The sequence below is a fragment of the Waddliaceae bacterium genome (assembly GCA_018694295.1).
GTDB lineage: Bacteria > Chlamydiota > Chlamydiia > Chlamydiales > JABHNK01 > JABHNK01.
Genome location: JABHNK010000055.1, coordinates 14634 through 34070, shown reverse-complemented (window position 1 = coordinate 34070; position 19437 = coordinate 14634). Strand labels below are relative to the sequence as shown.

Sequence of the window (19437 nt, the reverse complement as noted above, 5' to 3'; positions counted from 1 at the left end):
TAGGAATAACGTAGAGCGTAGAGTTATAGTTCACCATTTACCGTTCACAGTTCACCGTTCAAAAATGGGGGTCTGGGGGAATCCCCCAGCCATGTTTTTTCCTCTCTGTGTCCTCTGTGGCTCTGTGGTGAAAATTCCTATTTCGAACTCCGAACTCCAAAGGCAGAACTAATTATTGTAATATAACAGCCATGTTATTACGATAGGGTCAGTATCAAAAAGAGGATAGAAGTATGGATAAAAGATATAACGAGATGTTCGAAAGCGTACTCACCATGTGGAAGTTTATCACCGAGAAGAAACGTACTATCAACAAAGATTTCCCCGATGATGTCACTAAACGCCTTGGCGATATAGAGAATGGCCTGAAAGCTATTAAGGATGAAACCGATAAGATTAATACTGCCCTTGGAGTTAAAACGAAAAACTCCAAAGAATACCTCGAAGAAAATAAAAAGAAACTGTCAAAGAAAGATCTTAAGTTTTTCGAACAGATAGATCAGATGAAGAGAGAAATACAGTTTGTTGAGGTTATGGTAAAGAAAATGGCCGACGACAAAAAAGTCGATGAAAAGCCAATGAGGTTGGGTGGAGATAAAAAAGACAAGAAAGGAAAAACCGCCGCAAACAAAAAAAGAAAACGCAGCCTCAAACGTGCCGGTGCCAATAAAAAATGGATGCCAATGTGATGCTTTCCGAGAACCTTAGAATTCTCGAAAAAACTTTTCCCGACGTAGCAATAAAACTTCGTAACTATCGCCCCGACGAAAACGAAACGGTGCTATCAGACTTTTGCGAAGAAGCACAGAAATATATGTCTTCTGCTGACATCGACGACGTAGGAATAATATATGTCTACGGCATAGGAGAAGGATGGTATTACGACGCCCTTGTGCCATGGCTTCGTTTCGACGAAAGACGACAGATAGTATTTTTAGAAGATTCCATAGAAGCACTAAAAACCACCATCGCAACAAAACGCGCCAATGATATCCTAAAAGACAAACAAGCACACATATACTATCTTGGAGATAATCTCGAAGAAAGTGTCGGAATGATAACGTCGCTGTTTGTCTTCATGAAACCTGCTGTTACAGCATTGAGAAGTTATAAAAAGAAAAACCCGAAAAAATATTCCAGTATCTTCGATATCATCACGCATGATAGCTATCTAAAAGATGGAACCTTTACAGAGTTCGTCGGCGCGGGACATGCTTTCTTTATGAACTTCTATAGAAACATCACAATATTACACGAAGCATATCGAGCTAGTGCTTTATACGGCGCTTTCAAAGACGTTCCCGCTATCGTCTGCGGCGCTGGACCTTCACTGGAAAAACATTTCGATACCATAAAAAATATAGGAGGCCGCGCAGTAATAGCAGCTGGAGGGTCGGCGATGAACACACTCAACGCCAATGGTGTTACCCCGCATTTCGGCGGTGGAGTCGATCCCAACGACGCACAATATGACCGCATCAGCACAAATACAGCTTTCGACGTGCCATATTTCTATCGTAATAGAATGAATCACAAAGCATTGAAAGCAATACATGGTAAGAAACTATACGTCAATAGATGCGCTGGATACTCTATAGCGGAATGGTTCGAAGAAAAAGTAGGTATTGCTGACGACAATGTATTAAATGAAGGATATAATGTTATACACCTCCTCATAGAAATCCTCGGAGCACTAGGGTGTAACCCAATAATTTTCGCGGGGATGGACCTCGCATATACCGGCATGAAAGCATACGCACCAGGAGTCGGCGATGACACAATTACCCACGAGAAAATTGAAGCAAGGTCAGATGTTGACGGCGAAACTATCTTAGCAAAAGATATCAATGGCAACGATGTCATCACTACACAGAAATGGCGTAACGAAGCGATGTGGACAGAAAAATATGCTAAGGATCATAAGAAGACAACGTTCCTTAACGCCACAGAAGGCGGTATCGGCTTCGAAGGTATAGAAAACATAACACTAGACGACGCTATAGCACGATATCTAACAAAAGAATACGATATCAAGAGCATCATCGACGCAGCACTAGAAGATGCACATATGCCACCCGACACAAAAGACATCGTAGAAAACTCCATAGAAGAACTTGAGAAAAGCCTGGAAAATACTATAGAACTCTTGGATGTTCTCGCCGAAGAGAACGAAAAAATTAAAGGCAAGGTCTCTAAAGGAGGATATATCTCCCCAGAGATGCAGACGGGAAGGGGAGCCTTGTGCGAGGCTGACCTTCGTGATGAAGTCGCTTATAACTATATCCTAAAAGACAAAGCAGTGGCGATTACAGTTGCGATGCAGAGAGAATACCTAAGCCTGAATGATATCGCCGACGAAAAAGAACGCACCATTGCAACACTTGACCTTAACAGCAAAAAGATGGTATCACTAAAAATACTTGCTATGGCAAACCTTGAAATGCTAAGACACGTAAAAAAGGAGAAAAACAATGACGACAGCACTTTTACAGATATATAAATGTGAAGTATGCGGAAATATCGTCGAGATGGAACACGAAGGCATAGGAGAGCTCGTATGTTGTAATGAGACAATGAAACTCTTCGAAGAAAATACCGTCGACGCCGCCAAAGAAAAACACGTCCCTGTCATTGAAAAAATCGAAGGAGGCTTCACGGTAAAGGTCGGCAGCGAAGCACACCCCATGGAAGACGATCACCATATCGAATGGATAGAAGTCCTCGCCGGCGACAAAGCATACCGACAGTTCCTACACCCAGGACAACAACCCACAGCAACATTCCTAATCGACGCAGACAAAATCACAGCACGAGAATACTGCAACCTCCACGGACTCTGGAAATCATAAGATAGTTCGGAGTAGGATTTTTACCACAGAGCCACAGAGAACACAGAGAGGAAAAAACATGGCTGGAGGATTCTCCCCCAGACCCCCGTTTTTGAACTGTGAACGGTAAACTAGAACTCTACGCTATTCTTTCACCTGGACACGGTAGTGCCTCCCTCGCCGTTGTCGTAATAGTAAGATTGTATCTTTACGTTTGCTATAGTAAAAACAAAGAAAGGAAGTACAATCAACGATAATGGCGACAGCTGTGCGTCCGCTGCGCGCGCTCTGCGCAGTGGGCGCTCTCTGTGTGCTCTGTGGCTCTGTGGTGAAAAAATTGGGGTTTGTTATTTTTTATTGCAGGGGCGGCAGAGCTCCCTAGGAAACTTTGTGGTAAAAAAAAATGGGGCTCGGAGCTACCCGCTATTAATAGTAGCATGCTTCGACAGCGCTTGAAGTTTCGCTTTGGCAGCATCGATAACGCCGATGTTTAGATGCTCGGCAGCGACGGCGTCGCTGTAGTCCATCACGACGGCACGCTCGATGATATTAGCAAGCTCCCTAATATTTCCGGGCCAATGATATTCTATGAGAAGCTTTTTAGCATCGGAAGCAAGGCTTTTTTTCTTCTTATGATTTTCGATGCAGAAGCTTTCGAGGAAATGTTCTGCAAGGGGGACGATATCTTCGCGTCTGTCACGTAGCGGCGGAAGATGTATAGGGATGACGTTGAGCCTATAGAAAAGATCTTCACGGAAAATGCCTTCAGCGATGGCGTCTTCCATCTTCCTGTTAGACGTCGAAATAAGACGTACATCGACGGTGACAAGCTTAGAACCTCCGACACGTTCGAACTCCTGCTCTTGGACGACCCTAAGAAGTTTGGCCTGTAAGCCCGGAGGGATCTCGGTGACCTCGTCGAGAAGGAGCGTGCCGTTGTTGGCAAGCTCGAAGCGTCCAAGCCTCTTGCTGTTGGCGCCAGTAAAGGCCCCTTTTTCGTGGCCGAAGAACTCCGACTCCACTAATGATTCCGGGATGGCAGCACAATTTACACGGATGAAAGGTTTATGGCTGCGAGGAGAGTTGCTATGAATAAAAGACGCCATAACTTCTTTGCCAGTGCCGGACTCTCCGCTGATGAAGACGCTGGCATTGCTTGCAGCAACACGAGAAGCGTCGTCGAGGACCTTCTTCATCGTATCACTCTCGGCGATGATATTAGAACTTCCACGTCTTGAACCAGAAGACACTTCTTCTTTGAGGAAACGATTCTCTTCGACTAGAGATATATGCTCTTGAGCTTTGACGAGGACGGCCTCGATGGTGTCAGGAGAAAAAGGCTTAAGGATATAGTTGAAAGCCCCTAAACGCATAGCCTCGACGGCACTGTCGATGCTGCCGAATGCCGTGATGATGACGACTAGCGTAGAAGGTGAAACCTCCCGGGCTTTGCGGAGGACGTCCATGCCAGTGGCTCGGGGCATCTTCATGTCAGTGATGATGAGGTCGTAGCTGTTCTTCACGAGGAGAGATATTCCCTCCTTACCGTCTTCGGCAGTGGTGACGTCGAAGCCCTTACGCGAAAGCGTCTCTTCCAAAAAACTTCTTATTAGTATCTCGTCGTCGACGACGAGGATCTTTTCTATTGCCATGATGCGCTCCTCGTACATGTAGCGTTTGTTAATGGTATCTTCATCGTGAAGGTAGTATCGCCAGGAACCGATGCCACCTCGATACTGCCGCCATGAGCCTGTAATGTTTTGTGCGCCTCCGATAACCCGAAGCCATTGCCCTCGACCTTCGTAGTGAAAAACGGTGAGAAAATATTCTCTAGGTCATCGTCAACGATGCCAGAACCATTGTCGTGGACGGTAATATGTGCATGGTTGTCGGCTTCTTCTAAAGACATCGTCACAGCACCACCGTCAGGCATTGCCTGTGCGGCATTGAGGGCGATGTTCATCATAGCAGACTTCATCGTGCCTATATCGAAATATGCCTCGATGTCATCGTTAGGGAGGTCTACGACGAAAGAAACCCTGTCCAAAAACTTTTTGTCTGCGGAAAACAAATCTCCAATGTCGATGATAAGGTTTTTAAGACTCGCCTTCGAAAACTCCAAAGTAGTAGGGCGCGCGTAGCTCAAAACCGTGCTAACCAGACGGTTCAGCGCCTTAGAGCCCTCTACGATAGACTTCGCCATCTTATGCTGCCCAGGAGAATCTTCAAGGTCGCGACACAACAGCGAGGCAAAGCCCTCAATGCCACCTAAAGGATTCCTGATCTCATGGGCGATAGAAGCCGCCATCTCGCCAAGCTCATGGAGCCTGTCGTTGCGGTTGGCAATAGTGCGTAGCTTGCGAACTTCCGTGATGTCACGGACGACGATGATGATACCAGCATGCTGGCCAACACCAGCATTGACATACGTCGCCGCAATGTCGAGGTCTTTAACAGCGCCATCACAAGTATACTGTACGAACGACGAAGGCATCGATTCCCGACGCGATAGGTACGACGACATCGAGAACCCGAAAATATCATCAGCAAAAACTTCAGAGAAATCTTTGTCGATGACATCTTCAGCGCCAAAGATTGCAAGCGCCGAAGCATTGTATGTCGTGACGATGCCATCGTCACAGACGAAAATTATCCCTTGGGAGATATTTGTCAAAATGGTGTTGAGGTATTCCTGCGCCTTGGCGAGCTCTAACACCTTGGCGTTAAGCTTTTTATTGGCGATATCGAGGCGCATATTTACCGTGCGGAACTGCTCCTGCAGCTTGGAATATCCATCCTTCAGCGCCGATGTCTCCACAGAAAAACGCTCGAACGCAGCCTTCAACTCTTTGCCGGTAACCCTCTCCTTCTCCACAAACAACCTCCAACCTTGATAACATCACCATCGTATATAACACAGCGTTTATATTACAAGCTTGTTAATAGTCGATAGTTCATAGAAGAAAAACAGGAAATTTCTATTGCGGAGCTTCTTCATTGAACACTGATAATTGATCATTGTTCATTGGTTTCAGGAAGTCTACAGCGGCGACGCTCTCAGGCTGAGGAAGATCTTTGATGTTGTTGAGATTGAAATGGCGTAAGAACTTCTTAGTAGTAGCATAAAGCGAAGGCCTCCCCGGAGCTTCCACCTTCCCGACGACTTCTACGAGGCCGCGATCTACTAGCGAGGCAAGGATTCCTGAGGAGTCGACGCCGCGGATTGCTTCGACGTTTACTCGTGTTAGCGGCTGACGGTATGCTACGATGGCGAGGACTTCTGTTGCGGCACGCGACAGTTTCTCTGAGCGGCGTCCGCTGTGTAGGAGGGCGATATATTGGCTGTAGCGTTTTGTTGTTGTGAGGATATATCCGCCGCTGAGCTCTTCGACGCGGAATGACATCTGCAGGCGTTCATAGTCGCTACGAAGTTCTGCTATTATGTCTTTAAGGACTTTCGGCGACAAAGGACATATCGTGTCTGTGACATTACGGATCCTCTCGAGAGATATCGGCTCGTTACACGAGAAAAGCAGGGCTTCGACGACGCGTTTCATCGTAACACGGACGTTGATGCTTTCGGCATCGTCGTCGACGACGTCGACTTCTTTCTCGAAGATGTTGATGCTCGTATTCATTATGATGGTTCCTTTGTTGTCGTAACATAGATTGTTTCTATCGAAGATACGTCGCCTGAAAGGTATACTTCGCCGTTTTTCATCATCTCCAATATTGCTAGGAACGCCGTTATTATCTCTTCGCGACACATCGTATCTGATAATACCGTCGAAAGCTGGACGCGGATTTCTTCGGCGATAAGGTGCTGTATGGCGGTGATCTTATCGGCGACGGTCCACTCTTCATGATAGCGGTTCTCGGCAAGAGGACGCGGACATCGCTGTAAAACTTCATGGAAGACGTCGACGATATCGTCGAGAGAAAGATGCTCGACGCCGGTACGACGACGTACCGATGGTGCCTCCGTAGGAGGACGGTAGAAAATCCCTGAACGCTCGTCTTCCTTCTCGGAGAGATCCTTCGCTGCCTTTTTGAAACGGTAGTAGTCGAGAAGATGCTCTGTCAGCGAGAAGACATCGCCGTCATCGTCGATGACATCATCGTCGAGGATAGAACGCTCTTCACGAGGAAGAAGTCTACGGCTTTTTATTACGAGAAGCCACGTAACAAGAGAAAGAAAAAGGCCGCCGGCTTCGACGTTATGCTCTTTGCTGCCATGAATGCGTGCGAGATATTGCTTGACGATATCATCGACAACGACCTCACAGGCGTCGACCTCGTCGTTATTGATAAGATGAAGAAGAAGGTCTAAAGGACCCTCGAAGTTCTCCAAAGAAAATGTTTGCTTCTCTACTGTCGCCATAGGAAAGATGATACATACCAATACTGTTTTTGGTAAAGGACTACCAGCTTCTTCCTATGATTTGTGAGAAATGCTGGCGGTTTATACGTCCGGAGGATCAGTTCGAACGAAAATCGAATCGAAAGCATCTTTCACTGCCACTCTTATAGGTTCTAAAGCTTTATTATCTTCTTCGGTTACATCCCTGTTACATGAACGGTATTTGTTGTCGCCTAGGGGTTCATCTGGAAAATAGCTTGTATCACGCGGTGAAATTTCCCCTAATTCAAGAGGACTACAAAGCAAGCTGTGTTGACATTCTTCACGTTCAGCTTTTTCCCAATCGAATTTTATTGTTTCAGTACCTCTTGTAATACTGAAGAAATCATGCTTTTTTAATTGTTCTATAGTAAGACGCTTTGAAGGGTCTATTTGAAGGAGCCCACTAATAAGCGATTTGGTTTTTTCTGGTATTCCTCTTTTAAAACGGAAGCTTCCTAGTAAGATCTTGGCGTATAAAGCCTCTGTTTCTTTTCCTCGATTTGTTATTGCTTCTCTTTCTGTGAGAAGAAATGGAGAATAACCGTGGAGCATCTCATATACCAAGACCCCCAAACTCCACATATCAGTTTTAGTACTATGACCTTGCTTAGGAAGCGTAATCATTTCCGGAGAGACATATTCTTCTGTGCCACATAGTGTATATGTTCTATCCCGAACAAACTTGGCGAATCCAAGGTCGGTGATATAGAGCTTCCCATCTTTACCAATGAGGAGGTTCTCGGGTTTTATGTCACGATATGCGATTCCTCGAGAATGCAGATATTCTAATGCTAAAATCATCTGCGCAAGATAAAAGCGTGTCTGTTTGCTATTAAAGGAACGTCTGCCGCGCAAATGAGAGAATAGTTCACCGCCAGGAATATATTGCATGACGATATAGAAGCGTTTTTTATCTTCGAAGATTTTATACGCCTGTACAATATGAGGATTATCTAAGGCAAGCAGAAACTTTATTTCGTCGGCGGTATGTACAACCTGGTCTCCAAGCAGTAGCCCTGTTTTAGACAGTTCTTTAATAGCATAATAGTCTCTGGTACCTTTTAAATTGACATGTCTTACAGTGCCAAATGTCCCTGTGCTAAGAATCTTCGTACAAACGAACTCATCTAAAGTTGTATCTTTAAGACGTTCAATTGTCTCAGCATGAGACTCTTGATGGCCGGTAATTCGTGCTGGTTCTCTGATTACACCACAGGCAGCCCGAGGGTCCCTTGCTTTATGTGTACCACCATCTATTTCGTCTTCTACAAGGTCTACAGGGATACCAAGAAGTGCCATTTGTTCTCTGAATGCATCATCTCCACCACCTGTTGTCTTTGCAGGAGTACCGCCACGCTGAGATAAATGAGGACCGAAAGGTTTCCCTCTCTTTAATGTATGTGTAGGACTAATAGGAAGCACTCTACCGCTTTCTATGGCAGGATCAGGAGCAGGAGCGAGACTAGCGAGAGCTGCAGCAGTGAGTCTTCTGTCAGCACCAACACGTTGATGATATCCCTCTTGTATAGGAGCCCCTGTACTAGGGCTGATACGGCGAGAAACTTCATCCGGACGAGGCGAATCTGACTGACGCTGCGATGATCCGCCACAAAGAGACGGTATTTCTGGTCCTGGCATAATAGTGTTTACTCTTTTTTGTTAATTATATAGCAAAAATGATAAACAATATTACACAATTTAGTAAAGCCTTCCATTCTGCTAACACATTATTGCGGAATAATCTTTGGACAGCCACAACATTTTAGCAATAACGAGTGTTCAAAAGAAAAAACTTGTTGACGGTATGATTTTCTGTTACAAGAGTTTTTATATAAACTGACATTATGCGCCACTCTCACTTTATTGGCGTGCTGCAAGGGGTAATCTGCTTCGTATTCCTCCTCACCCAGCTCTATCTGAGCTTGGTTCATCGGAATACTTGCATCTCACCACTTTCGCTACGCCACTAAAGCAAGATTAGCGCGTAACGTCAGTATAAAGTTTTTTACATAACGAACGAGGAACGATTATGAAGCGAATGGTGACAGCGATTATTGCAGTGATAATGACGATGGCAGCGATGCCGATGGCATATGGCAACGACGGTGCCGGCGAAGAAGAATACCTTCAGCCTAAAGATATCGAACGTATCATGGATCAGCTCCTTGAATATCATGTCGACGAGAAAAAAGTCACCGCCGAGATACTAAAACGTTCGCTGAAAAGCTATATAGAGCAATTCGATCCTCTATACATATATTTCCTAGAAAGCGAGATATCTTTCTACCAAAATCCCGACAAAAAGTTCCTGAAAAAAATGCTCGCAGCATATAAAAATAACGAGATCACCTTCTACGAAGAACTTCACGACCTCGTATGTAAGGCGATAAAACGCTCTAGAGCATGGCGCGAAGAGATAGAAAAAGAACGCGACGATATCTACCAAGACGCCAAAGAATATAACAGCGTTATGGAATATGACGGATATACTAATAATAGCCGCGAACTTAAAGATAGAGTGCGCGGAAGGATCCTTAACTTCGTGAAATACCAGGCGCAAGTTCTTAAACGCGAGCCCATTGAAGACGAAGTCAAGAAGATCCTCAGCCTCTTCGAACGCCGACAAAGAGATTTCGAAGATAGACTCCTCGCCGAAGACCCTAAAGAACGACAGCACGTCGTCGTCGTCTCGACACTGAAAGCTCTTGCTAAAAGCCTCGACGCCCATACAGCTTTCTTCAGCCCAGAAGAAGCTTACGAGATGCGCGTGCGCCTTGAGAAAGGCGTCCAAGGTATCGGCGTAGCACTGCAGGAAGGCCTCGAAGGTATAACGATAGTACGCCTTATGGAAGGAGGCCCAGCATATCGTAGCAAAAAGATTGAACTCAACGACAACATCGTCGAAATCGATGGCATCTCCATCGTCGAAATGTCGTTCCGCAATATCCTAAAACTTATAAGAGGACAGCAGAATACAGAAATAAAACTAGGACTTATAAGAGAAGAAAGTAACGGCAACGACAGATTCTTCGAGGTGCGGCTCAAAAGAGAACGTATCATGATAGACGAAGACCGCGTCGATATATCATACGAAGCCTTCGGCGATGGCATCATCGGAATACTAAAACTCTACGCCTTCTATGAAAATTCGTCAGGGACGATAAGCAGCGAAAAAGATATACGCGACGCTCTGCGAGAACTCGAAAGTAAAGGAGAACTAAAAGGCCTCGTCCTCGACCTAAGAGAAAATCGCGGCGGATTCCTCATGCAGGCAGTGAAAGTTGCTGGGCTCTTCATAACAAACGGCGTCGTCGTCGTCTCGAAATACGCCGATGAAGAGACTACATACCTCCGCGATATCGACGGATATACATACTACGACGGGCCTATGGCGATACTTACATCAAGGGCATCGGCGTCGGCAGCAGAAATAGTTGCACAGACACTACAAGACTACGGTGCAGCAATCGTCGTCGGAGACGAAACAACATACGGAAAAGGATCGATACAACACCAGACAGTAACAGACAAAAGCGGAAAATCGGCATTCTTTAAGGTCACAGTAGGACGATACTACACAGCTTCAGGGAAATCTACACAGATAGAAGGTGTTAAAGCCGATATCATCGTACCAGGGATTCTCAGCGAAGAAGAACTAGGAGAAAGATTCCTCGATTACCCACTGTCGAGAGATAGCGTGCTTCCAGTGTTCATCGACCCACTGTCAGACGTCGATGGAGAAGCAAAAGAATGGCTATGGAGCTACTATATGCCTACGCTCGAAGAAAAAGACAGCACATGGCGCGAGATGCTTCCAAAGCTAAGGATTAATAGCGCACACCGCCTTGAAGAAAATGAAAACTACCAGCTCTTCAAAAAAGTTATCGAAGGAGATAAAATCGTAAGAGGCAACGACGACTACGGCATCGCAGACCTGCAGGTCGCCGAAGCCGTCGATATCGTAAAAGATATGGTGCAGCTATATAGCGAGAAAAAACTAAGCGATTCGGAAAAATGATTGCAGAAAATACAGCGTTTCTTGTATCGTAATACATCAACTCGGTCGGGTAGCTCAGTTGGTAGAGCAGAGGATTGAAAATCCTTGTGTCGCCAGTTCAAATCTGGCTCTGACCACAACGAAAAGAGCGGCATCAGCCGCTCTTTTTTTTTATTAAACACTAGATGGTCACATTTAAGTCTCGGGCATATTCATAACTGATAAATTGGAAGTCTGGCGTTTCTTTGAATCCCTTTTCTTGATGAGAAAGATCGAAAAGTTTTTTGCCATTGTCTTCTTTACACAGCTTGCAAACAGCATTAACAGTTTCTTTTTCTTGGTCATCAAAAAGGCCCATGTCGGGTTCGATGTTAGCATGGAATCGATGCCCTTTTAAAGACTTTAATACGCCTTGGTCGACAAAGTGTTGAAAAATAGCTTGATAGTTGTCTGGGCAAGGGCCATATTGTAAAGGAACATAACGAGTTCCGGTAATGCTTTTCCCATATTTTTTGAAATGACCAAAATCAATGTAAAAAAGAACTTTATTGAGAAAAATCTTGCTCGTATTGATCTTCTGAACGATTATGAGTAAAATATTTTTAAACCGCTCGAAATTAAATTTCTCGTTCCCACTATAAATGTCTGGTTGTTGATTAATCCAATGAACATTTAATGAATTATCTTCAGCGCGCTGTTGATCGCATTTTAATCTGATAAGTTCGTCCTGGCTGGCATCTTGAATGAAAAATGTTTCCCAGCGTTTTACGCTTGCTTCGCCTACTCTAAGATACGCTGCAAAAGCTTTCTGAGACATCCCAAGAATATTACGATAATGAATGATCTCTGCAGAAGAGAGAAGGTCATGATTTTTTCGATATGCGTCGGAAGTTTCTTTTCTTAACCTGTCTATTTGCTCACTATCCATCAATGGCGTATGACAATGTTTACATATGTATGCCGGAGCAATAACCTCAACGGTTTCACCCTTAATTTCAGGGGTGAATCGAATGTTTTTTTTCTTAAAATCTGTGCTATCACATTTCAAGCATTGTTTGTTCATATAATCACCTTGTTTTTGGTCTACTCTGATGCAAAGAAACATAGTAAAAGCAGTCGTTCTTTATGGCGAACTTCAAATACATTGTTTTTTTTAGCAATGAACTTTCCCATGTAAATGCATAAAGTTCGCAGTTTGCAATCTTAGGCTCATAGGATTTGAGAGGGGGAGAAGCTCCCGAATAGTCGCTTAATTCAATTTCTTTGAGCAAATCCAATAACACTATCCAAAGAGCCTCTGTTTTCTCAAGCTCTAATTCAAAAAGCTCGCCTACAACTTTTGAAGGATTGGCAAAAAAGCCCTTTCTTTCTTCCAAAGCCACCCTCGCTTCTTTAAGCCTTTTGTCGATCTCGCGCTTCGTAGGGCGTTTTGGGAAATTGTTCATGCTTATATTTGTTGTTATATATCATATTATAGCATCAAATGATACTAGAAGCAAGGGAAATATTGCAAACATAAAAAAAGCGGTATTAGCCACTATTTTTTTGCTTAAACCAAGGACCATTTTACGACGAATCGTAAAACCGTCCGGACTATTTTACGATATGTCGTAAAATAGTCGTTGGTTTTTTGCTCAACCTTTTGATCCTCAAGACCGCTTATTTTATCGTTATTTTTCGCATCTTTTTGTTCACAAAAAAGGACAAAACATGTACCTTTAAAGCTTGGAAAATCGTGTGTTTTAATCCAAAAATAAGGAGAAAATGGTTATGCCTGATATTATGACAATGTTGCCGTGGTTTCTTACTGCTCTGAGTTTAACAGGGAATCTTTTTATCATTAAAAAAAACGTAACAGGACAATGGGTCTGGGCAATAGCTAATACAGGCTGGATACCATTCCATTATTTCCATAACCATGATAGTGCATCTGCATTTTTATTTACTGTGTATCTTGGCTTAACAGTCTGGGGCATAATCTCATGGACGAAGAGTGCCAAAGCCGCAAAACAAGCAGCGTAACAATAAGATAAGGTATTAGCTATGAAACGTATCGTTGTCACGGGCACCCACGGTGCCGGAAAGACGACGTTATGCTACCTCCTCGCTGCATATTTCAAGCAGCAGCAGCATAATGTCAAAGTCCTTAACGAGACGGCACGACAGTGTCCGTTCCCGATAAACGAGGTCGCCAACAACAATACCGAGCTGTGGATAGTACATTCGCAGATAGTCAAAGAGCTTGACGCCGAAGCGCAACACTACGACGCCATAATCACCGACAGATGCCCAATGGACCCGCTCGTCTATTGGGCAGAGCGCAACCCAACCTGCGAAGAGTTCTACGAGCTAGAAAAGACCGCGATGAAGTGGATGGAGAAATACGACGCCATCTTCCTCGTAGAACCCAGCAGCGACACAGACTCCTTCGCCGTCGATGCCGTACGCGCCACCTCGATACAATACCGCAACAGGATACGTGATATCTTCAGGGTATATGTCAATAAACTCCCAGACGCCATTAAAGAAAAACTATACGTTATACAGTCCGACGATATCTTCGGAGACTTCAGACTCCCAGAAAAAATACACCCAATAGCCGCCACTGTCAGTGGAGAGAAAATCGCCGAAGAATGCGCCTTGACGTAATATAATAGCATATAGAAATCACCTATCCGCTCTTCCTATACGCTATAACTATTCGCTAATAATAGGTGTTCTTTTATAATAAAGACACAGCTCCCCAAGAGAAAGAAGGCCAAGGCCCATGAAGGAGATATAGAGATACGCCGGGAAGATATATCCCAGAGAAAGGCCTATTATTATAGCAAACTGAAACGCTGTCGTCACCTTGCTGAGCCATATCCCTGTACATGAGCTGCAACGTTCCCACGTCCCGAAGATGCTTACGTATGCGCCAAAGGCACAAAGGCAGGCGTCACGAAAGACCATAGCGAAGAGATTCCACGACACAAGGCGACCCTCAGAGACAAGGACTGCAAGGACGAAAAAGACGAAAAATTTGTCCATTATAGGATCTAAAAACCGTCCTACCTGACTTTCCATGTTGTATCTGCGGGCGATATATCCGTCGATACCGTCGGTTATCATAGCAACGGCGACGATGATAAGACGCACCATGCTATTCTCAACGAGGAAGAAGATCGCCATAGGAGCACGAGCTATCGTAAGAATGTTGGAGATGGTAAATATGCCTTTGTCATGTATCATCATAAATTATTCTACAGTATTCCTAAAAAACAATTATATCTTCACATTATAGTTCTTATCGCACAGCGTTTGCAATGGAATTTTTACGGATAGCAAAAGCATTGATCACTGGTCACTGGTCACTGGTCACTGGTCACTGAAAAAGCCGTTAGGAACTTCGATAGTAGTAGTAGGGAAAGCGATTTCGGCGCCGTGGTCACCGATGATCTTCCCGATTTTCAGGAGGAGTTTCTGCTTTTCGTCATAGTATTCTGCTTTGTCGGTAGTTACAGTATAGCACGACACCCATAGGTCTAAAGAGCTCTCGCCGAAATGTGTGAAGGTTACGAATGTCGGCTGCTCGGTATCAAAATTGGCGCTCTTATTAAGGTGCTCACGGATTTCCTTGACGATACCCTGAACTTTGGTGAAGTCGTTGTATCGTACTCCTATAGTCTCGTCGATAAATCTGTGTGTCATACGCTCGACGTTCGTTATTATTATCGTAGAAAATAAAGAGTTAGGAACATATATCGGCTGCTTACGGTGTGGCATGATCTTCGTCTGGTACCACCCGATCTCCTTGACGTGCCCCTGGATGTCACGGTCTGGAGATTCGATGAAATCACCGACAGAGAAGGGATTGGTGATGTGGATGACAATGCTTCCAAAGAAATTAGCAACGATGTCTTTGGCGGCGAAACCTATGACGATACCTCCTAACCCTCCGAATGCTAGCACTGTTGATAGCTTGCCACCAAGAGTCTCGAGGATGATAAGGCCAGCAATGATAATGACGACGATGCTTATAAGCCTTCCAGTAGTATGGACCATATGCCTGTCGGAAGACTTCCTCGCCTTGCGAGCAAACCTCTTGCGCGTTAAACCTATTATCCTGAGGATAAACCACGTCACGATGACGATGACAATGACGTGAAGGAGCTTGCTTTCAGGCTTCAACACGCTAAATCCCAAGATATTATATGCCATGACGTCGGCGATATACAGAAGCGTAAAAATCCAGATAAGACAATATAGCGGCGAACGTATCGCTATAAAGATGTCACTGGAACTACCGTGTTTCCGTGCTTTTAAAGATTTACCGACACGCTGCAGAATGATTTTAAGCGCGATATTTGCGAATATCACGACAACGACAGCGATGGCGGCGTTTAGCGCCCATGTATATTCTTGAAAAAACGACATGGTATATCTCCTTTGTCCTTTGAAAAAAATGTTATCTCTTCTACAATGTACTGTATCTATTTACACAATTTAAATCCAAGGTAGAGATTATGAAGTTTATACACGAGTCACTGTTTTCTTCGGCGATACGTTCTTTCCTTAAGACGTTCTTTGGTATCATAGGAATAGGCGCCGCTATAATTCCCATAATTATTATCATAGGAATCTTAGGGTCAGGAGATACAGGATATGTCAGCACGCCGACGCCAGTAATACTCCCTAATGCCGAAGGTGAACGTGTCATTCACGATGCTACAGCCCCAATTATCCTCAACGTCGACATCTCAGGGGTCGTCGGAATGAAAGAGCTAACGAAAGATAAAGTGTGTGAACAACTTATACAGTCGCGCGAAGGCGTTTACGGTGACCGCGTAAAAGCTATCATGCTGACAATACACTCTCCCGGGGGTATCGCCTCCGACGGAGAAGCAATATACCTCGCCATAAAAAAATATAAAGAGAAATACGACGTCCCAGTATACGCATATACCGACTCACTATGCGCTTCAGGGGGATACCAGATAGCCCTCGCCGCTGACAAGATATACGCCACCGATATGAGCCTTATAGGCTCGGTAGGAGCAATATTCTCGCCGTTCTTCAACGTCACAGGGCTTATGGAAAAAGTCGGCGTCGAAGCCAAGACAATATATTCTGGTAAAGGAAAAGACGCCATGAATTCAGTACGGCCATGGACGCCAGACGAGGATGCACATTTCCAGAATATCATCGACGCACAATACGAAGATTTCGTCGCACTCGTCGTAAAAGAAAGGCCTTCCGTCAGCAAAAAGAAACTCGTCAACGAATATGGCGCTAATATTTTCATTGGAAAACAAGCAAAAAAAATAGGCTTCATCGACGAAAGCGGCGCAACATATGACGGAACACTAACAGCCCTCGCCACCGCCGCAGGACTAGAACCTGAAGAATATCAGGTGATAAAACTGCAGACATCAAACTGGATAGATACCTTCTTTGAGAAACGCTCGCCATTGCTCACCGGTACAGTAGAACATACCATCGATATGTCGGCAACAGGGATAGCACCAGAACTTATGGGAAAACCACTATACCTATATAACCCTATACGATGACAAAAAAGAAACTTTTCCTCCTCGACTGCTCAGGGTATCTGTTCCGGGCGTATTTCGCAATAACAGGGATGACGAACGCCGAAGGTAAGTCTACTAATGCTCTGTATGGATTTATAAAGTCCATACAGAAGCTCTTCAAAGACTTCAACCCCGACCACGTCGTCGCTGTCTTCGATGGAAGAGACAACAAAAAACAACGAAGAGAAATATACCCCGAATACAAAGCTCACCGCGAAGCAATAGCGCCAGACCTTCCACACCAGATAGCATGGGCACAAGAATATTGTAATTTCGCAGGGATATCAACACTCGCTATACCAGAAGTCGAAGCCGATGACACCATGGGAACTATAGCAAGGAAAGCCGAAAAAGAAGGCTTCGAGGTGTTCCTATGTACTAGCGATAAAGATATGTGCCAGCTCGTCGACGATAACGTTTCGATGCTGAATACACATAAAGGCAACGAAATAATCGGACCTAAAGAAGTCGAAGGGAAATACGGAATACCACCGTCGAAGTTCATCGACTTCCTCGCTATCACCGGCGATACCTCCGACAACGTCCCAGGAATATACGGCTTCGGACCAAAGACGGCAGCGAAACTCCTTAACGACTTCAAAGACCTAGAAGATATCCTAGAACACCCCGAGAATGTCGCCGGCAAGAAAAAACAGGAAACCCTCGTCGCCGAAGCTGATATCGCTAGGCTCAGCAGAAAACTCGTCACCATAGATATCAATGTCGATATACCAAAAGATATGACGTTCTCAGAAGTCGGAGACCCCGACAACGAGAAACTCGCAGAATTTTATCGTACTATGGACTTCATGTCCTTGCTACGTGATGTCGGCAGCAACGTCGATGTCGAAGAGGTCGACACAGAATATACCCTCGTCGACGATGAAGAAAACTTACAAAAACTCGTCGCCACGATAAAGAAAGCAAAAACAATATGCTTCGACACCGAGACAACAGCGCTACACCCCCTCGATGCCGAACTCGTCGGCATAGGATTCTGCGTAGAACAAGGAAAAGCATGGTACATCCCCGCCAACGGAAACCTTGGCAGAGAAACAGTCATCGCCGCAATAAAACCGATATTCGAAAACCCCAAGCTCGGATTCTACGGACATAACGTTAAATACGATTGCCACATCCTGAAAAATTACGGCATCGACGTTAAAACAATATGTTTCGACACAATATTAGCATCGTACCTGCTGAACGCACACATAAGAAGACATTCGCTCGATGCACTGGCAATGCACTACTTCACAAAAACAAAGACCCCAATAGAACACCTAATAGGAAAAGGGAAGAAACAAATAAGCATGGCAGAAGTCTCCATACACGAAGTATGCTCATACTGCTGTGAAGATGTCGACTACACATGCAGACTGAAACACGTCCTCGAAAAAGAACTCGAAGATCGTAACCTTACACATATCCTCGAAGATATGGAACTGCCACTACTAAAAGTCCTCGCCACAATGGAACGACACGGGATATATGTCGACGTCGAAAAGCTCGGAAGTATGTCGAAAAGCCTCGTCGCGAAAATCCAGGAACTCGAAAAGATTGTCTTCGAACTCGCAGGAGAAACTTTCACGATAAACTCTCCAAAACAGCTTAGTGCGATACTCTTCGAAAAACTAGGAATCCCACCACAGAAAAAAACCGCTACAGGATATTCCACCAACGCCGACGTCCTAGAAAAACTTAGCATAGAATACCCAATAGCAGCAAAAGTCCTAGAATATCGTGCACTAGAAAAGCTGAGATCAACATACGTCGATGCACTGCCAAACGACGTCAATGAAAAAACACATAGAGTACACTGTACCTTCAACCAGTCGGTGACAGCAACAGGAAGACTGTCATGTAAAAACCCCAACCTGCAAAATATCCCCGTAAGAAAAGAAATAGGACGTGAAATCCGCGAAGCCTTCAGACCAGAAAATTCCTCTTGGCAGTTCCTCGCCGCAGACTATTCGCAGATAGAACTAAGACTGCTGGCACACCTCAGCGAAGACCCTACACTGGTAAAAGCATTCAACAACGGTGACGATATCCACGCTATGACAGCATCGAAAGTTTTCCACGTCCCACTCGATGCCGTGACAAAACAACAACGTACCTACGCAAAAACGATAAACTTCGGGATACTATACGGACAACAAGCCTTCGGACTTGCACAAGAACTCGGCATCGGAATGAAAGAAGCAGCAACGTTTATAAAAGAATACTTCGGAAGATTCCCGAAAGTCCGTGACTTCATCGAAGAATGTAAAGAAAAAGCCCGCGAAACAGGGAAAGCTACAACGATGCTCGGAAGAGAAAGACTCATCCCCGAAATCAATAGCAACAACAAAATGATAAAAACCGCAGCAGAACGACTCGCCGTAAATACACCACTACAAGGAACAGCGGCAGACCTTATAAAACACGCTATGATCAAGATGCAACAACGCCTCGAGGATAATAATAGCGAAGCCTTCATGATACTGCAAGTCCACGATGAACTCGTCTTCGAAACACCGAAATACGAAATCCTTACACTGGAAACTGACGTCCGTGATGTCATGGAAAATGTCTATTCACTAAACGTTCCGCTAATAGTTGATATCTCTCTTGGCAAAAATTGGAAAGAATGTTAAA

At 44.6% G+C, this 19437-nt stretch carries 17 protein-coding genes and 1 tRNA gene; 9 read left to right on the top strand and 9 right to left on the bottom strand.

Annotation, left to right across the window (positions count from 1 at the left end):
• Positions 1-233: 233 nt before the first annotated feature.
• The 3 genes from HN980_05850 to HN980_05840 are packed head-to-tail and all read left to right on the top strand — an operon-like array spanning position 234 to position 2849.
• Complete coding sequence (locus tag HN980_05850; protein ID MBT6928995.1) at positions 234-689, top strand: hypothetical protein; 456 nt, start codon at positions 234-236, stop codon at positions 687-689.
• On the top strand, positions 674-2500 hold the full coding sequence (locus HN980_05845) for a motility associated factor glycosyltransferase family protein (protein ID MBT6928994.1): 1827 nt from the start codon (positions 674-676) through the stop codon (positions 2498-2500). The genes HN980_05850 and HN980_05845 overlap by 16 nt, the downstream gene beginning before the upstream one ends.
• The gene (locus HN980_05840; protein ID MBT6928993.1) at positions 2472-2849 is read left to right on the top strand and encodes a desulfoferrodoxin; all 378 of its coding nucleotides are present in this window, start codon (positions 2472-2474) and stop codon (positions 2847-2849) included. The genes HN980_05845 and HN980_05840 overlap by 29 nt, the downstream gene beginning before the upstream one ends.
• Before the next feature lie 395 nt (positions 2850-3244).
• Here HN980_05840 and HN980_05835 read toward each other — a convergent pair whose 3' ends face one another.
• The 5 genes from HN980_05835 to HN980_05815 all read right to left on the bottom strand — a co-directional run bounded on the left by HN980_05835 (position 3245) and on the right by HN980_05815 (position 8868).
• Positions 3245-4480, bottom strand: coding sequence for a sigma-54-dependent Fis family transcriptional regulator (locus HN980_05835; protein ID MBT6928992.1), 1236 nt, complete (start codon positions 4478-4480; stop codon positions 3245-3247).
• On the bottom strand, positions 4471-5703 hold the full coding sequence (locus tag HN980_05830; GenBank protein ID MBT6928991.1) for a PAS domain S-box protein: 1233 nt from the start codon (positions 5701-5703) through the stop codon (positions 4471-4473). Before HN980_05830 ends, HN980_05835 begins: the two co-directional genes overlap by 10 nt.
• Positions 5704-5806: 103 nt before the next feature.
• On the bottom strand, positions 5807-6466 hold the full coding sequence (gene scpB, locus HN980_05825; protein MBT6928990.1) for an SMC-Scp complex subunit ScpB: 660 nt from the start codon (positions 6464-6466) through the stop codon (positions 5807-5809).
• Positions 6466-7209: a segregation/condensation protein A gene (locus HN980_05820; GenBank protein MBT6928989.1), complete on the bottom strand. Its 744-nt coding sequence runs from the start codon at positions 7207-7209 to the stop codon at positions 6466-6468. Before HN980_05820 ends, scpB begins: the two co-directional genes overlap by 1 nt.
• A gap of 81 nt (positions 7210-7290) precedes the next feature.
• Positions 7291-8868: a protein kinase gene (locus HN980_05815; GenBank protein ID MBT6928988.1), complete on the bottom strand. Its 1578-nt coding sequence runs from the start codon at positions 8866-8868 to the stop codon at positions 7291-7293.
• Between the two features lie 391 nt (positions 8869-9259).
• On the opposite strand from HN980_05815, the gene HN980_05810 reads away from it, so the two are divergent.
• Together HN980_05810 and HN980_05805 are read left to right on the top strand one after the other, a co-directional pair.
• Positions 9260-11248, top strand: a complete 1989-nt coding sequence (locus HN980_05810) for a PDZ domain-containing protein (GenBank protein ID MBT6928987.1) — start codon at positions 9260-9262, stop codon at positions 11246-11248.
• Positions 11249-11291: 43 nt separating this feature from the next.
• Positions 11292-11364, top strand: a tRNA-Phe gene (locus tag HN980_05805).
• A 44-nt stretch (positions 11365-11408) separates the two neighbouring features.
• On the opposite strand, the gene HN980_05800 is transcribed toward HN980_05805, so the two are convergent.
• Together HN980_05800 and HN980_05795 are read right to left on the bottom strand one after the other, a co-directional pair.
• Positions 11409-12290 (bottom strand): DUF4065 domain-containing protein, encoded by an 882-nt coding sequence (locus HN980_05800; protein ID MBT6928986.1) that lies wholly within the window; start codon positions 12288-12290, stop codon positions 11409-11411.
• A gap of 4 nt (positions 12291-12294) precedes the next feature.
• On the bottom strand, positions 12295-12609 hold the full coding sequence (locus HN980_05795) for a hypothetical protein (protein ID MBT6928985.1): 315 nt from the start codon (positions 12607-12609) through the stop codon (positions 12295-12297).
• Between the two features lie 388 nt (positions 12610-12997).
• Here HN980_05795 and HN980_05790 point away from each other — a divergent pair, with 388 nt between their 5' ends.
• Positions 12998-13249, top strand: a complete 252-nt coding sequence (locus tag HN980_05790) for a hypothetical protein (protein MBT6928984.1) — start codon at positions 12998-13000, stop codon at positions 13247-13249.
• A gap of 21 nt (positions 13250-13270) precedes the next feature.
• Positions 13271-13876 (top strand): ATP-binding protein, encoded by a 606-nt coding sequence (locus HN980_05785; GenBank protein MBT6928983.1) that lies wholly within the window; start codon positions 13271-13273, stop codon positions 13874-13876.
• 48 nt (positions 13877-13924) lie between these two features.
• On the opposite strand, the gene HN980_05780 is transcribed toward HN980_05785, so the two are convergent.
• Together HN980_05780 and HN980_05775 are read right to left on the bottom strand one after the other, a co-directional pair.
• Positions 13925-14461: a CDP-alcohol phosphatidyltransferase family protein gene (locus tag HN980_05780; GenBank protein MBT6928982.1), complete on the bottom strand. Its 537-nt coding sequence runs from the start codon at positions 14459-14461 to the stop codon at positions 13925-13927.
• A gap of 123 nt (positions 14462-14584) precedes the next feature.
• Positions 14585-15643 (bottom strand): mechanosensitive ion channel family protein, encoded by a 1059-nt coding sequence (locus HN980_05775; GenBank protein ID MBT6928981.1) that lies wholly within the window; start codon positions 15641-15643, stop codon positions 14585-14587.
• Between the two features lie 89 nt (positions 15644-15732).
• Between HN980_05775 and HN980_05770 the strand changes: the two genes are divergently transcribed.
• Positions 15733-16779, top strand: coding sequence for a S49 family peptidase (locus HN980_05770; protein MBT6928980.1), 1047 nt, complete (start codon positions 15733-15735; stop codon positions 16777-16779).
• Positions 16776-19436 carry a DNA polymerase I gene (gene polA / locus HN980_05765; protein MBT6928979.1) on the top strand — a complete coding sequence of 887 codons (2661 nt, stop codon included), beginning with the start codon at positions 16776-16778 and terminating at the stop codon, positions 19434-19436. The genes HN980_05770 and polA overlap by 4 nt, the downstream gene beginning before the upstream one ends.
• The last annotated feature ends 1 nt before the right edge of the window (position 19437 follow it).

What these genes read in the sequence shown, in the direction of transcription:
- HN980_05785 (MBT6928983.1), top strand. Translation starts at nt 13,271, where the DNA reads ATGAAACGTATCGTTGTCACGGGCACCCACGGTGCCGGAAAGACGACG.
- HN980_05775 (MBT6928981.1), bottom strand. Translation starts at nt 15,643, where the DNA reads ATGTCGTTTTTTCAAGAATATACATGGGCGCTAAACGCCGCCATCGCT.
- HN980_05820 (MBT6928989.1), bottom strand. Translation starts at nt 7,209, where the DNA reads ATGGCGACAGTAGAGAAGCAAACATTTTCTTTGGAGAACTTCGAGGGT.
- scpB (MBT6928990.1), bottom strand. Translation starts at nt 6,466, where the DNA reads ATGAATACGAGCATCAACATCTTCGAGAAAGAAGTCGACGTCGTCGAC.
- HN980_05835 (MBT6928992.1), bottom strand. Translation starts at nt 4,480, where the DNA reads ATGGCAATAGAAAAGATCCTCGTCGTCGACGACGAGATACTAATAAGA.
- HN980_05840 (MBT6928993.1), top strand. Translation starts at nt 2,472, where the DNA reads ATGACGACAGCACTTTTACAGATATATAAATGTGAAGTATGCGGAAAT.
- HN980_05770 (MBT6928980.1), top strand. Translation starts at nt 15,733, where the DNA reads ATGAAGTTTATACACGAGTCACTGTTTTCTTCGGCGATACGTTCTTTC.
- HN980_05810 (MBT6928987.1), top strand. Translation starts at nt 9,260, where the DNA reads ATGAAGCGAATGGTGACAGCGATTATTGCAGTGATAATGACGATGGCA.
- HN980_05790 (MBT6928984.1), top strand. Translation starts at nt 12,998, where the DNA reads ATGCCTGATATTATGACAATGTTGCCGTGGTTTCTTACTGCTCTGAGT.
- HN980_05815 (MBT6928988.1), bottom strand. Translation starts at nt 8,868, where the DNA reads ATGCCAGGACCAGAAATACCGTCTCTTTGTGGCGGATCATCGCAGCGT.
- HN980_05800 (MBT6928986.1), bottom strand. Translation starts at nt 12,290, where the DNA reads ATGAACAAACAATGCTTGAAATGTGATAGCACAGATTTTAAGAAAAAA.
- HN980_05845 (MBT6928994.1), top strand. Translation starts at nt 674, where the DNA reads ATGGATGCCAATGTGATGCTTTCCGAGAACCTTAGAATTCTCGAAAAA.
- HN980_05780 (MBT6928982.1), bottom strand. Translation starts at nt 14,461, where the DNA reads ATGATGATACATGACAAAGGCATATTTACCATCTCCAACATTCTTACG.
- polA (MBT6928979.1), top strand. Translation starts at nt 16,776, where the DNA reads ATGACAAAAAAGAAACTTTTCCTCCTCGACTGCTCAGGGTATCTGTTC.
- HN980_05850 (MBT6928995.1), top strand. Translation starts at nt 234, where the DNA reads ATGGATAAAAGATATAACGAGATGTTCGAAAGCGTACTCACCATGTGG.